Origin of the sequence: Mucilaginibacter hurinus, assembly GCF_003324525.1 — a bacterium.
Classification (GTDB): domain Bacteria; phylum Bacteroidota; class Bacteroidia; order Sphingobacteriales; family Sphingobacteriaceae; genus Mucilaginibacter; species Mucilaginibacter hurinus.
Map to the genome: position 1 here is coordinate 357,372 of NZ_QGDC01000004.1, position 14,999 is coordinate 372,370.

10 protein-coding genes are annotated in these 14,999 nt (G+C 40.4%); 2 read left to right on the top strand and 8 right to left on the bottom strand.

Features of this window, described 5'->3' with window-relative positions; all coding sequences use genetic code 11:
* Positions 1-33: 33 nt before the first annotated feature.
* From DJ568_RS09130 to DJ568_RS09155, 6 genes are all read right to left on the bottom strand, one after another.
* The gene (locus tag DJ568_RS09130) at positions 34-1,134 is read right to left on the bottom strand and encodes a glycoside hydrolase family 43 protein (RefSeq protein WP_158534903.1); all 1,101 of its coding nucleotides are present in this window, start codon (positions 1,132-1,134) and stop codon (positions 34-36) included.
* Positions 1,135-1,156: 22 nt separating this feature from the next.
* On the bottom strand, positions 1,157-2,176 hold the full coding sequence (locus tag DJ568_RS09135) for a DUF4961 domain-containing protein (RefSeq protein WP_158534904.1): 1,020 nt from the start codon (positions 2,174-2,176) through the stop codon (positions 1,157-1,159).
* Positions 2,177-2,186: 10 nt separating this feature from the next.
* Positions 2,187-2,639, bottom strand: coding sequence for a DUF5004 domain-containing protein (locus DJ568_RS09140; protein ID WP_158534905.1), 453 nt, complete (start codon positions 2,637-2,639; stop codon positions 2,187-2,189).
* Positions 2,640-2,650: 11 nt separating this feature from the next.
* Positions 2,651-4,426 carry a RagB/SusD family nutrient uptake outer membrane protein gene (locus DJ568_RS09145; protein WP_114004958.1) on the bottom strand — a complete coding sequence of 592 codons (1,776 nt, stop codon included), beginning with the start codon at positions 4,424-4,426 and terminating at the stop codon, positions 2,651-2,653.
* Positions 4,427-4,471: 45 nt separating this feature from the next.
* A complete protein-coding gene (locus tag DJ568_RS09150; protein ID WP_158534906.1) occupies positions 4,472-6,250 on the bottom strand; it encodes an SGNH/GDSL hydrolase family protein in 1,779 nt (592 codons plus the stop codon).
* Between the two features lie 250 nt (positions 6,251-6,500).
* Entirely contained in the window at positions 6,501-8,648 is a 2,148-nt protein-coding gene (locus DJ568_RS09155) for a glycoside hydrolase family 31 protein (protein WP_114004960.1), read from the bottom strand.
* Between the two features lie 306 nt (positions 8,649-8,954).
* On the opposite strand from DJ568_RS09155, the gene DJ568_RS09160 reads away from it, so the two are divergent.
* On the top strand, positions 8,955-12,905 hold the full coding sequence (locus DJ568_RS09160; RefSeq protein ID WP_147238735.1) for a hybrid sensor histidine kinase/response regulator transcription factor: 3,951 nt from the start codon (positions 8,955-8,957) through the stop codon (positions 12,903-12,905).
* 167 nt (positions 12,906-13,072) lie between these two features.
* Here DJ568_RS09160 and DJ568_RS17200 read toward each other — a convergent pair whose 3' ends face one another.
* On the bottom strand, positions 13,073-13,243 hold the full coding sequence (locus DJ568_RS17200; protein WP_158534907.1) for a hypothetical protein: 171 nt from the start codon (positions 13,241-13,243) through the stop codon (positions 13,073-13,075).
* A gap of 87 nt (positions 13,244-13,330) precedes the next feature.
* The gene (locus DJ568_RS17110; protein ID WP_147238736.1) at positions 13,331-13,468 is read right to left on the bottom strand and encodes a CpsD/CapB family tyrosine-protein kinase; all 138 of its coding nucleotides are present in this window, start codon (positions 13,466-13,468) and stop codon (positions 13,331-13,333) included.
* A 274-nt stretch (positions 13,469-13,742) separates the two neighbouring features.
* Between DJ568_RS17110 and rhaT the strand changes: the two genes are divergently transcribed.
* Positions 13,743-14,825 carry an L-rhamnose/proton symporter RhaT gene (gene rhaT, locus DJ568_RS09170; RefSeq protein ID WP_114004963.1) on the top strand — a complete coding sequence of 361 codons (1,083 nt, stop codon included), beginning with the start codon at positions 13,743-13,745 and terminating at the stop codon, positions 14,823-14,825.
* The last annotated feature ends 174 nt before the right edge of the window (positions 14,826-14,999 follow it).

The following is a 14,999-nucleotide window of genomic DNA, read 5'->3' on the forward strand; positions in this document are numbered from 1 at the left end:
TGATTTAAATAGTGCGAAGTTTAAGTTGTTGTGCTATTTTGATGGCCGCAGTAATGCATCGGTTGCCAGCGTTGTACCCACTGGCGCTCCAAAATCGGGGCTACCATCAGCCTTCCATCCAAATTTTTGTATACGCGGTGTACGGGTTACATTGCACCCTTGCCCGGGTAATGGATTGGCGTTGTAAATAATCCAATCCTCCTTGCCGTCTGCAGATTTAAAAAATCCGTTAAAGGCGGGTCCGTAAGCGTCACGAGAAGAAGAGAAGACAGGTGAAGCGGATTTAGTCCAATTTTCGGCAACAAGCGGATCGCTGCCACTCTTCAGCGTTAACAGCCCCAGCGATACGTTATCAGTTACACATGTATTGGCAGTGTAAGTTACAAATACGTCTCCCCCCTGATTTTTTATCACTTCGGGATTTTGATTTAGCGCTACCCGGTAGGTTTTTCCGGATTCAGTATACTGGTGGCGCTCCCAGGCATTTGTTGGTTCGGCTATTAAAACCCGGCCGCTTTCAAGCGTATATGGGTCTTTCATTTTAGCTATGTATATCGACTGCTCGACATTGGTTTCGGAAGTTGGTGCCGCTTTAAAACCTGACCATAAGAAATATAAAGCGTTATTGTATTCAAATACTGTACCATCAGTAGCTATAAAGTCATTTGCAGGATCAGCCACTTTGCCTTTAAATTCCCAGGTTCCCTGTAACGGGTCGGCCGAACTGTTTTCAATAACATATACGCGGCGGTTGGCAGGTTGGCCGTTATCGGCTGAAAAATAGGTGTACCACTTACCCTCCAAAAAATGTATCTCGGGTTTTGACACGTTGGTGTTATAATCTGAAATGACCGGCGGTGTATAGATAGTTTTTGAATAGGCCTGATCTAAAAAAATCATCTCCTGTGTACGGGTAAGTATCAGGTAATTGGCCCCGGTATTCATGTAATAATAAAATCCGTCTTTTTGAGTGACGTACGGATCAAGAGCTGACCGCTTAATAGGGTTCGTAAAAGTTTTTACAGTGTCTTTGCTCTGATACTGCGGATCAAGATTTGGCGCATGCTCTTTTGAGCAACCGGCCACAACCAGACTTATAAAAAAACAACTATATAGTATTGTAGAGTATCTCATTGTTGCTGTTTGAGTGGTATTATTAATTGCATGAGGTAAACCTGTAAACAAAAGCTTCATCAGTGCCGCGTTTACCAACCTTTACTGATCCATCCTTATTGGCTATCTTGTAAGTTATCCGTGTAAGTGTTTCATCCTTTTGAAGCCCAAAAAACGTGCGTGGGTATATCACAAGCCTGTATTCATCATTAGGCAACGGCTTTAACTGGTTAGCCGGCACACCCCCGCACCGGGTAATCACCTTATTGTCGGCTGTAGTGGCCTGCGCGCACAAATAAATATCAGTTGTGCCTGCTAGCCCTGTCGGCAGTAAGTCATTATCAAAGTCAAACGTTAAAAAATCATTATCTGAAGCAGCAAGCGGCGATGCGTTTGCCAATGGCTTGTTACAAAAATCAATAGGTTCTTCATTGGCGCCGCCGGTTACTTCAAGACACTTTGTGCTTAAAAACACCTTATTATCATTACTACCCTGTCCGCTTCCGGCACCGTTATAACTTACATAATAGGCAAGCTTGGTAAACATATTTTGCTGACCTACTTTGGTTTTTATAGTAATAATTGGATTTACTGATGCGCCCTGCCTTATTACATATTGTTTATCGGTTTTATATACAACCCATTCATGATCATCTAAAAAGTTATTTCCAGCCCGATAAACTGCTTTCAAATAATCAGGATAACTCAGGTCAGGATACTCACTGTTAGGCACCTTTACATCATCACTTAACAATACAAACCGGCCATTACCCAGGTCGCTGGTGTACGTTATCGTAGTATTATTACCCTGCGTTGCCCTCCAACTCCTGGGTACCAGAAATCCGATGTATAAATTTGACGGGTCAAAGTCGCCAAGCGCTTCTGATTTGATCTTTACCAGAAGGTTTATAGTAATAACTTCACCCACCTTCGCAGTTTGCGGTTCAACGCCATCAACCGGATCAATATCATCCACACATGATTGAATGATACCTATGCTGAATAGTATTACAGCAAATACCAGGTATTTGAAGTACTTATGTATTCTAATCTGTTTCATCATAATCATCGGCTTATTTATCGGCAAGTTTAAATGTGTATTGGTAAGTGTTCTGATAATTTCCAGGGCAACCTTTTATAAAGCTAATTCCAAGTTGATATTTACTGCCCACGATAGGGAAAGCCAGTTTTGACGATATTGCGTTACCATCTGTGGGCCTGAACAACATGGAAAAAGGATATTGCGGATCGTTAAAATTCCAGGTACCCCCGGAATTTACGATGAATGGGAGTTCGCCGCTTAAACTGTAGGTATTATCTTTATTAAAAGTTATGCTGAAAGCCGAGTAATCAGCATAAGGAGTTATATCAATACCATTTTGAACAATTTTGGCTATTTGCCAGGTACCGCTGATATCCTTTTGTGGTTCTATTAACTCACTCTTGTTAGTTTTGCAGGCAGCCATCACGGACAATATGGCAATGCAAAAAAACTGTATCTTAATATTTTTTATGTGTATACTCATATTTAACTTGTTTAGTAACCCGGATTTTGCACCAAACCGCCCGGCTTGGAAATTTCGTGCTGCGGAAATGCCCATAAATAAGTTTTAGGGTTGAAGGTATGCTGCCGTACCGAAAATCTTTGGTAAGTGTTTGTTCCATCGGCTTGTAATTGTGCCTGCATACCGCTCATTAATTTATTTTCTGTTTGAGGTGCTATTTTCCAGCGTCGAACATCCCAAAACCTGTGCTCTTCAAAGGCTAACTCAATGCGGCGCTCATGCTGTATGGCTGCCCGCATTTCTTCTTTATTCATGTTTGGTTTAAGGCCGTAATTGCCGTCTCCAACGTCTATGCCAGCACGTTTGCGTATCTCTTTCAATTGCTCCAAAACTTGTGTACCGGGTCCGTCCACTTCATTTTTTGCCTCGGCGTAATTCAGTAGTACTTCTGCATAACGTATAAGCGGGTAGGCACGTTCGCCATAACTAAATAAATTATTAGCGTCTGTAGAGTCGCGCAACATTTTGTTTACGTAATACCCGGTAGATGTTCCTAAGCCCACCCTATCAATTGTAGGCGAACTAAAATAAATTAATACCGGCGCTATGGTTAAAGCTGAGCCGACATACAAAGCTTTCCTGGTGAGGTTACGGCATACTGTATAATTTAACCTCGGGTCGCGATTTGCGTATGGATTTGCCGGATCGTAGCCTGATCCTGTTTCGGTAATCGCTTTACCATTCTTCATCGGGAAAGCGTCAACCAGTTCCTGGTACGGATAAGTACCCTGCATATTGGGTAATCCTCTGCGGGTTGGCGGAGACCAATCCTCCTCCACTTGTTGCCCTGAAACTGTACGCCAAAATATAAGTTCTCTACTAAGCTTATTGGTGAAAGTTTGGTAAAATCCGGCCCCTGGCGTAGTTCCGGTGTTAAGCGAATACATTTTCATTTTCATAACACTGTCGGCAGCGGTCATGGCCAAACGCCAACGTTCCTTCGCCTGTTCATGTGTTGGCTTAGGATAATACCCCACTAATGCCTTATTGTCACCTGCCATTAAATCCACAGGTGTATTGTTGCCGGGAATAGTTCCGTCATCATTAAAGAGCGGGCTTGCGGCGTAAAGCAGCACGCGAGCTTTTAAAGCCTGGCAGGCACCGACGGTCACTCGGCCAAAATCAAGCTGACCATATTCGCGGCTGAGCAATTGTTTTGCCTGGTCGCACTGGCTAACTATATAATTGACTGTTTGTTCAAATGTGGCACGTTTTGTTGATATAGGCTGATTACGTTCATACAATGTGTCACCTACAATTGGAACGCCGCCATAATGCTTAAGTAATAAAAAGTAATACCATCCGCGTAAAAAAATCGCCTCTCCTTTTACCCGGTTACGTTGCGATTGCGAAAATTTCGCCGTATCAACATGCCGTAAAAGCTGGTTTACTGCACGCACGTACTGGTATGATGTTTTGTAAACATCATCCTTAATAGTGCTGGGGTCGACCGTGCCGTTTACAAATTGGAGGTATGTATTATCGGATAAATTTGCCGGCCCTTCGGCTTCGTCGCACGCGGCGCTCATACCTGTACGGCTATCATTGGCGTTAAAGCGCCTGCTGCTAAACGAAAAATCAACGCCGTTATAAATATTCGCCAAAAAGTCCATGGTACGGGCACTGTCAGCAAAAACAGTTTGTTCGTTCAGGTCAGTTATGACTACCGCATCCAAAAAACTTTGCTTTTTGCATGATACAGCGCCTATCAAAAGGCATGCGGCTATAAAACAATATGCTTTATTCATTATAAATAGTATGTATATATCTTAACCATCGAAATATCCTTGCCCCTAGTTAACCTTCACCAGTTCGATTTTGCGTTTAAGCGGTTTGTTAGCTGCATAAATCTCATTTACCAGGTTGTCCATTTTATCCTGCCAGCCGTTGCGTGTTTCAGGTTTGCTGCCACGCTCGTACAGGCCGAGGTCAATCCAGGCATTGGTTTTTTTCAGTTCTTTCATTTTTTCCAGCGAAGCGGGATCACTGTCATTGGTGATACCGTTAGGACGGGCGAAGTTGTAAACCTGCACATAATAGTCGCGCATGGTTTTTTCTGTACTGAAACGCTCTTCATTCTTTTTTAATAGTTCCATGGCCTGCAGGTACTGCGGGGTAGTTTTAATGGCTGCCATATTTATGCCTTTAGCCAGCGTATCTGCCGAAAACCGACCCACTACCTTGCCGTCTATCTTAAGATCGTAAGTTTTACCGGCCAGGTTTTGCACCGTTATCATTTCGCGGTTAAGGTCCTGCATAAAGCTGATATATTTTACCGCTGCCGAGGCAGGCCTCGTGTCGCCGGAACGTTTGGTTTCATCAAGCGGAAAGGGCAGAGCGTAGGCTTTGTAATTAAAGCTTACATTGCCACCGCTGCTCACCACATCACTTATTACGCAGTTAGTTGCCCCGGTTGTAAGCCCTTTAGCAGCGTCTATAGTAAAGTCGGCTACATCGTGTCCTTTGAGGTTTTGATTGCGCAGGTATATGTATGCCCAAACCAGGTGACCTTCCGATTCAGGATGTACACGGTCGCCGCGACCGCTAATAGTAAACTTGGGATCATATTGCTGAAAAAACCGGTTTATCTGGTCCATAGGATGATATGCGTCTATGTATTTCCAGTTATTAGCTTCAGCAGCGTTTTTCTGCAGCGTAACAATCCGCTCGTAAGTTGCAGGCTTTTCGCTCCAGTAACCATCAACGGCGGTTGTTTTGGCATCATACGGCGAACCCGACATAATAATGGTTTGCATTTGCGGGCGTCCCTGTAATTTATTGATCACGAGTTTAAAAGCGCTGTCGCATTGAAAAACCAGCCTGTTAGACGTCTTTACCGGATCAGTAAAGAGATATTGGAAATAGCCCGAATCATTCATGCCAAACGTAAGGTTAAGCACATCCGGGTTTTTAGGAAAGATATCTTCAACCATCCGGTTATTGATATTGGCAACAATATCGCCTGCTATGCCGCCATTTAAAACCGTTATGCGGTGGTTAGGAAAACGCGTCATGTAATACAGCCAGATATATGAGTGATAGCGGCCGCCATGGGTAATGCTGTTACCAACAAACATCACCTTTGAGTTCTCTTTAAAAATATCGTTCACATAAGCTGCATCTTCATACACCAGGTTAATTTTCCAGTTTTGGACGGTACCTGACGGTAGCGTTACTTTATATATTCCGCTGTTTCCCGTTGTTACCAACTTACCAACAGCAGGGTGTATGAAGGCGCCCGCAGCCAGCTTTACACTTGGCGTGATGCTGGTTAAATTAGCACCCGGTTTTAATTTAATTGTAACTACGTATGTCTCCCCATCAAGATTAAATACCGTTTCGCCTACCTGTACACTGCCAGGTAATGAAAATTCTTTGATTCCCCTGTCAGCAACATCTACGGTATTGTTAACCGGCTGCGGCGACACTTTTTTTGTACACCCCTGAATGGTTGCCATCAGTGTTACCAGCAGCACTACAAGGATTAGCCTTATAATAGTATCTCTTTTTTTAGCTGTAAAAAATGAGGGCAAATAACTTGGTTTGTAGTAAAGTTCGTTCATACTTCTCATACTCCTATTTTGTTTATTTAACATTTAATCGTTTTAGCTATAATTAACCAGGATCAATTGCCAAGGATAACAGTTAATAAAAATTGTTTATTAAAGCACATGCCGCAGTTGCCCCGAAGTATTATAATTGGTGTTATAATTAGTGTCAAAAGAACAAATTAACAAAGGATAACAGGGAAACTAATAGTCGCATTTTAGATACAAATAGTATCATAATAGCTAGTTAACAGCTTAGAATTACGCTGTACAACTATTTGATGTAAGTTGTATTAACTATGTTGAACCGTTTTAAGTTGAACTTGCCGTTTCGCTTAACCTTTATCTTTCCGTTCTCGGCCATCAATTCCACAATGTTGTAATTACCTTTTAAATAATTATACGTGTCGCCATCATCTTCAAACAAATAAGATTTATTTTTCGGTGCTCCAAATACATAGCAGTTTATATCAAATTTGGTGTTTGAATCCGCAAACTCAACAGGCTTTGCCAATGGCAAAATTGTCCCTTCTTTTACAAAAAGAGGTAACTCGTCATATTTAAATTTTATCAAGTACTCTTTACCCCCGGTCAATTTTTCGTGCGTATTGAAATTATACCATACCCCTTCAGGAAGGTAAACTTTCCTGGTTTCTGCATTTCCGCTAAATGGTGCTGCTAATAAATTTTCACCAATCATATACTCATCGGCTACTTTAAAAAGGTTTTCATCATTAGGATAGTCAACTATTAATGCCCTGAATGGAGGAATTCCTTTTGATTGATATTGATAAAAAGCAGTGTACAGATACGGAACAAGGCTCATCCTGAATTCAAAAAGCTTTCTGATAATGTTTTCATTAGCTTCTTTGTCTTTACGTAATTCGCCATTGTTGTTTTTACCTCTATCAAACTGCAACCATGGCGGATATTGTAAATACCAACTGTTAAATAATGCCTGTGCTGACAGAACCGCCGTTTGACTTCTCATTACCAGCTCTTTAAAAGAATTAGATTCGCGCACTTCGGGTGACCATAGTAAGCCTGAAAAGCCAGAGTTGGCTATCATCTCTATATAACTCTTATGATCATAAGTATCGCTATAAAGCGCCGCGGGATACGGTGAGGCAAAGGCATTAGAAGCCCTAACATCTAAATATGTTCGCTGGTTGGCTTCTTTAAACATGTTGTAAATAGCTTTTTGGTATAATACGCCAAACAACTGGTGCATTTGCTCTCCATTTATACCCGACGGAAATTTTGTCATTTCAGGGAAACTCCATCTTGCATCTCCACGGGTTATGTCAGAGTTATCGCATTCGTCCATTTTAAAGCCGGTTATACCCATATTTAAAAGGCTGTCTTTATGGTGTTTTGCGAAAATGTCCCTGGTCGATTTGTCTGCAAAATCAGGAACTAACCCGTGAAATGCCATAAAATCTCCTGAACGGTTATATAGCTGCTCATATAGAGGCGACTTGTTTGATACAAATGCATGTTCCCATAAATTCATTTGTAGCCCTTTAGCCTTAAGCTTGCTTATCATGTCTTTGGGGTTAGGGAAAAATTCTTTATCCCAAACAAAAGAACATGGATATGCGGCAGTTTGCCACCGTGGTTCCAGGCCGATAACATTTACGGGGATACGCTTTTCTTTGAAATAATTAACGGTATTTAAAACGTCAGCCTGTTTAAAGTCGGCCTTAACGCGATATTTTATACCCATTCCCCACAATGCCGGTAATGCGCCGCCGCCAGCAAATAAGTTATAACGTTGTATGGCGGTGATCATATCAGGTCCCGCAAAAACATACATTTCAATGCCTTGGGCGCCTTTAATATCCACTAATACATTGTTTCGCCCGGAAACTTTGGTTTGATAAAGCTCTTCAACCGTTAGTTTGGTTTCGGCAGGCGCATTATCTTCCTTTTTTTTCGTCCCTTTAGCCTGGTTATTTCCGCAGTAAAAAGTGGTATAACGCGATGTATTAACTAAGATAGCGTACCCTTTATTGGATACATAATACGGTAATGGGGCGTGGGTGTATCCCAGGTTATTTAATGGATAGTCATTTACTATCGGCATCTTCCGCATTCCGTTTTGATTAAACGAGCCAATTTGCAATCCAAATCCATACAATTGTTCACCATCGCCAAGCGGAATAGCTATCTTACAGCCACGATCATCAATGTTTACTTCAATTTCACTCACATCAAATGGCAGAGTACCTTTAGGCAATTGCTGCAGCCCGCTTACGTTCGACTTTTCTTCTCTAAAGATTTCCGGCGTGAACTTTTCATTAGCCCCTGACGAAATTTTAAAAACCCCATGAGCGGTTTCCTTAATTGACGTTTGAGCTATCCCCGCCTTAATTAAGACCAGCTGTACACAACATAGCGCTATAATTCTTACTCGAGCCATTATTATTTATTGTTAATTAATTGTTTTGAATCGGTTTGAGGTTTCAAAAAAACGAAGATCTTGCTACCGGCAGGGAAACTAATCATCTCAAATTGGAGACAAAATGCATTATTATACGCTATATTGTGTATTTATTACGTTTAATATTAAAGGAAGCATCGTAATGCTACAGGATTATCTAATAAAAAAAGTAGATGCTCCTATAAAAGTGTTGGCTTCGGCTTATATTTGCCGGCACAACGCGTAAAACATACCCCCAACAATGTTTACATGGGTATGTATATTTTAAACCTTATAAATAGTTGATTGAAGCATTTCGTTTTATTTATTGTAGCCTTATTTTTAACGAAGGTAGCGCACTGCCAGGATTACTCGTTTGAGCATTACAAGGCGGAGAATGGGTTATCCTATAACACAGTTTTGTGTAGCATGCAGGATAGCAAAGGATTTATGTGGTTTGGTACTCTTGACGGATTGAACAGGTTTGACGGGTATAATTTTAAGGTATTCCGGAATATTCCTGATGATTACAGATCAATAGGAAACAATGTTGTAAGCGCTCTTTATGAAGACAAGAAGGGCATTATTTGGGTTGGGACCCATAATGGCTTATATAGTTACAACCCCGTAACAGAAAACTTTATTTTAATTGAACCTACCTACAGCAAATGGATTGGCAGTATAACAAGTGACAGAAAAGGTAACATCTGGATGATTTCGGGAGGTAATTTATGCAGGTACATACCTTCTGAGAGAAAATTCACTGTATTTGTGCCTACCGCCGTTCAAACAGCTACGCTTATTAAAAATGAACAGGGCGAGATTTGGTTTGCCAGCACTTCAGGAAAACTTTGCCGTTACGATGACAGTTCTGGCCGTATTTTATCTTACGATGTTTTTAGCAAGTCGCCATATGTAGCAAATAAACAAATAACTAAAATCCGCGACGATGGAAACGGGCGAATTTTAATGGGTACCCGATACCAGGGTGTTAAAATTTTCGATAAAAAGAATTTTACCTACCGTGATGTTTTAGACAGCAAGGGCAGGCAACTAAACTTTTATACAAACGATATTTTACAAATTAGTAAATATGAGCACTGGTTTGCCACCAATTCAGGAATTTTAATATATGATATAAAAACCGGTAATGTAGACAATATAACAAAGGATAATGCAGACATATTTTCCCTATCGGACAATGTTGTTAACACGCTTTGTACCGATAGCCATGGCGGTGTATGGGTTGGAACCAACTTTGGCGGCATTAACTATTACAATAAAACCAACACGATATTTGAACGGTATACCTATGCTGATAAAGGTATACCTAACGGTAATGTAGTAGGACAAATAGCTATAAACAAGAGTGGTAACCTACTGATAGGGACAGAGGACGAAGGCTTATATGTTTTGAATACCAGGAGTCGTGTTTTTAATCGCTATCCTGTACCATTTAAAGGCATATCAGCTGTATTAGAGGTTGATAACGAGTTATGGATAGGGAAGATTGAAAAAGGACTTGATGTAATCGATAAAACTACAGGGCGGGTACTCCGTAGTTACAAACGCGGCACCGGTAAGTATGACCTAAATAGTAATTTAATAACCTGTTTATATAGAACGCGAAACGGAAATATATACGCAGGCACGTCGGGTGGTTTGTACCTTTATGATTTTGCCATTAAACAATTTAGTATGGTGAAGGCGCTGCCCGATTTATACGCATCGTGCATTCTGGAAGACCATGAAGGCAACCTATGGGTAGGTGCACACTTTTCAGGAGCTTACTATTTAGATACTTATAGAAATAAGGGCAAAACTGTGCCCATTGATTTTTCTAACGGCGGACGTAATAACAACACCATTACCAGTATTTGCGAAGATAGCCGTAATAAAATTTGGTTTTCCAGTGAAAGCGGTGGAATAGGTAAATACGATCCACAAACAGCAGTATTTGAAAAGCATACCGTAAACCAGGGATTCCCCAATAATAACACTTTTAAAATTCTTGAGGATAACTTTAAAACCCTTTGGATATCAACGTCAAAAGGCATCATACAATTTGACCCTGTTACCAAAAAAACATTGGTGTATACCAAATCAAATGGGTTAGTGAGCGACCAGTTCAACTACAACTCCGGTTATAAGGACAGCACCGGCAAATTATATTTTGGTGGCACGCAGGGGCTTGTGGGCTTTACACCGCGAAAACAAATCTATAACCATAAGTCTCCGCCATTGTACATAACAGGTATTCAAATAAATAACCGCGATGTTAAGATTGGCGACGATGCGCCACTTAAAAAGTCGACAATTTTTACCAGTGCAATCAAACTAAATTACAATCAATCCAGCTTGAGCATCGACTTTGCATCCCTCTCCTACCCTTTTGCCCATATGACGGCGTACAAGTATAAGTTAGTGGGCGTAGATACCAAATGGACCAATTTGGAAACTAATCGCCGGGTGTATTTTACTAATCTTGCACCGGGTAATTATACTTTTAAAGTAAGGGCGGCCACGCAAAACCACAAACTGCAACAGGTAGAAAGAACCCTGAAAATCACCATTTCGCCCCCATTTTGGAAGAGTAACTGGGCGTTAATGTTCTACCTATGTACGGCCGCAGCCATAGTATACTACTTTATTAAAAACTATTTGAAAAAAATTGAAGCGGATAACAAACGAAGATTTGAACTGCTCGAGATTGAAAAAGACAAAAAAATATACGAATCAAAAATTGATTTTTTTACCAACATAGCCCATGAAATACGCACGCCATTAACTTTAATCACGGCACCATTAGAGAACATTCAGAATACCAACGATTTAGACGAGATTAAGTACAATGCCCGGTTAATGGATAAAAATACAAGCAGACTGCTTAAGTTAACCAATCAATTGTTAGACTTTAGAAAATCTGAAATCGAAGGCTTCCGCTTAAATTTTGTTAAAATTGATATCTCAAATATCTTGCTTGAAATATATTCGAGATTTACGCTTAGTGCCGAACAAAATAAGCTTAAGTATACCATAAACATTCAACAGCAGCCCCTTATGGTTTACGCGGATGGCGAAGCTATAGATAAAATATTAAGCAATATCTTAAATAATGCGGTTAAATACGCTTCTACCACTGTAGGCGTATTACTTACACAAAACACTGAAAACGAAATTTCCATTGCTGTAGAAAATGATGGATTTATAATACCTGCTAAGTACCAGGATAAAATATTTGAACCTTTTTATCGTATTCCGGATACCGACAAAAAGGCGGGCAACGGCATTGGGCTTGCATTAGCCCGATCATTAACGGAATTGCATAACGGCAAGTTGTTTTTACAGCCCGGGGGCACCAAAAATGTATTCATTCTTACGTTACCTGTGCATCAGGAAAACGAATTTGAGATTGAAGAAAGCGCAATTGAGCAAAACACAATTGGAGAGCTGGACGAGAGTGATCAAGCCAGAGTAACAATTTTAGTGGTAGAAGACAATAAGGATCTGATTAAGTTTATAAGCAATGATCTGGCCTCCGATTATGCAGTTTTAAATGCATCTAACGGTGAAGAGGCGTTAAACATACTTCAAAGTCATACTGTTCAATTAATAGTGAGTGATGTGATGATGCCCGTTATGGATGGGATTACACTATGCAAAAACTTAAAAACCAATATTGAGTTAAGCCATATTCCGCTTATTTTGCTTACAGCTAAAAGCACCCTACAGTCAAAAATAGAGGGCCTGGAAACCGGCGCCGACGCGTATATTGAAAAACCTTTTTCTACATACCATTTAAAAGCGCAAATAGCCAGCTTATTATTCAATCGTTTACGTCAGCAAGAATTTTTTGCCAAAACACCATTAGCCAGCGTAGCTACCATGGCACATTCAAAAGCTGATGAAATATTTTTAGACGACTTAAAAAACGCGATACTTGAACATATTGCTGACACTAATTTAGATGTAACCATGCTGGCGAGTATCATGAATATGAGCCGTGCCAACCTCTTCAGAAAAATAAAGGCCGTTTGTGATCTGTCGCCCGCTGAAATGATAAACATAATCCGTTTAAAAAAGGCAGCCGAATTAATTCAACAAAGTAATAATCGCCTGTACGAAATAGCCGACCTGGTAGGCTTTAATTCACGCACAGTGTTTACACGTAACTTTAGTAAACAATTTGGTATGTCGCCGTCAGAGTTTGTTAAAACGCTCAGGAAGACTGACAAAACAGGTTCTTCGCCGGAATAATATACGATGAGAGCAAGCCTTGTGATAATCAATTGAGTACCTAAATTCATTGTACAGCATGCTTGGTATTAACTAGGCTTGACGCCTTAATTGAGAAGTACGCAATTACTGATGTTGTAACAACTAGCTCCGGTTAGCTATCAACGCACCTATAGACATTCTATTTCTTATGAATCTCTTTTAGACTTTAATATCGCTGAGAACCAGTTACTAGTCTTTTTATCATCTGTGTTACCATATGACCCGTAACCGTAACCATAGCCGTATCCATAACCATAGCCGTAGCCATAAGAGTCAGATGCTTTAATATCATTAACCACTATACCGATCTTTTTCATCTTTCGTTCTCTGTTCAACTCCTCTACAATATTTAATTGTGCTTTATTAGTATATTTCTGACGTACCAAATACAAACACATGTCTGATTAAACATTTAATAATTGTGCGTCGGTAACTATACCAACCGGGGGCGCATCAATAATGATGTAATCGAATTGCTCTTTCAATTCGGCAATTAATGTTTCAGCCCGTTTTGGCCACAACCAGGTTATCCATCTCATCATTATCGCTAATTTCACCCACTATCGGCACATTGGTAATCTTCGTGATATCTTCCTTACTATTAACCCGGGTATTTAGTATTTCCTCAGATTTTGAGGCTCTGCGTCTACCTCCATGTAAATTTGACCGCTCGTCTTCAAAGCCTGTTATACAAATGATTTTATCACGGAAAATCTCAATGGCCGGGGGAACTTTAAATCGGCAAGTGCATAACGGTAGGTAACGGTTATTGTGGCGGTGCCACTTATCTTGGGCACTTAAATTATAAACCTGTATATGCAAGCAATTTTTGGAGTTATTTTTCATCTTATTGGCGGTTTCGCTTCCGGAAGTTTTTATATTCCGTACAAACGGGTAAAAGGTTGGGCATGGGAAAGTTTTTGGATTGTAGGGGGCATATTTTCGTGGCTAATTGTGCCGCCGGTAGCAGCATGGCTTACTGTGCCGCATTTTTTTGATATAATACAGTTAACCGATAGCTCGACTTTACTGCTTACTTATTTATTTGGAGCGCTTTGGGGTGTGGGGGGGCTTACTTATGGTTTAGGTGTAAGATATTTAGGGGTAGCATTAGGAAGCTCAATTATCCTTGGCCTATGTTCGATTTTTGGCGCTATTATACCGTCCATCTATTACGATTTTTATCCCGTAGAGGGCAAAGACACTATTACAGCATTGCTGACCAATTATTGGGGGCAAATGGTTTTGCTGGGAATATTTGTTTGTGTATTGGGAATAATAATTTGCGGCTATGCCGGGGTTATAAAAGAGCGTGAGCTATCCAAAGACAAAACAGTAGCCGTTAATAATAACGAGTATAAATTTGGCCTTGGGCTAACTGTAGCTATAATTTCGGGCATGTTAAGTGCTTGTTTTGCTTTTGGAATAGATGCTGGAAAAACAATGGCAGACGAAGCAAATACAGCGTGGAAGGCAATTATCCCAAACGAAGGCGAATTTTTATTTCAAAACAATGTAACCTACATAGTGATACTGTGGGGCGGACTCACAACTAATTTTATTTGGTGCATGTACTTGAATGTACGCAATAAAACATTTGGCGACTACACAAACCGCAAAACACCGCTGAAATATAATTACATGTTTTCGGCGCTGGCGGGCACCACCTGGTTTTTGCAGTTCTTTTTTTATGGTATGGGCGAAAGCAGACTGGGTAACGGCCCTAGCTCATGGATTTTGCATATGGCTTTCATTATCCTGGTTGCAAATATGTGGGGTCTTTGGTTAAAAGAGTGGAAAGGCGTGAGTAAAAAGGCGTTAATTATGGTTATTACTGGCATAGCTACTATTATATTATCTATATTAATAGTTGGTTACGGTAATTCGTTAAAGGCTTAAAAACGTTGTTTTTGTAAAATCAAGTAAACGGATAAAGTAACGGTACGCGAACATTCTATATAGGTATACCAATGGTAACAAGCCAATTCACCATTGCAGCCAGCCGTTATTAATTAAAAAAAATAAGGGGATAGAAGATATCCCCCTCTCTTTTTTATATTATGCCACTGTTAG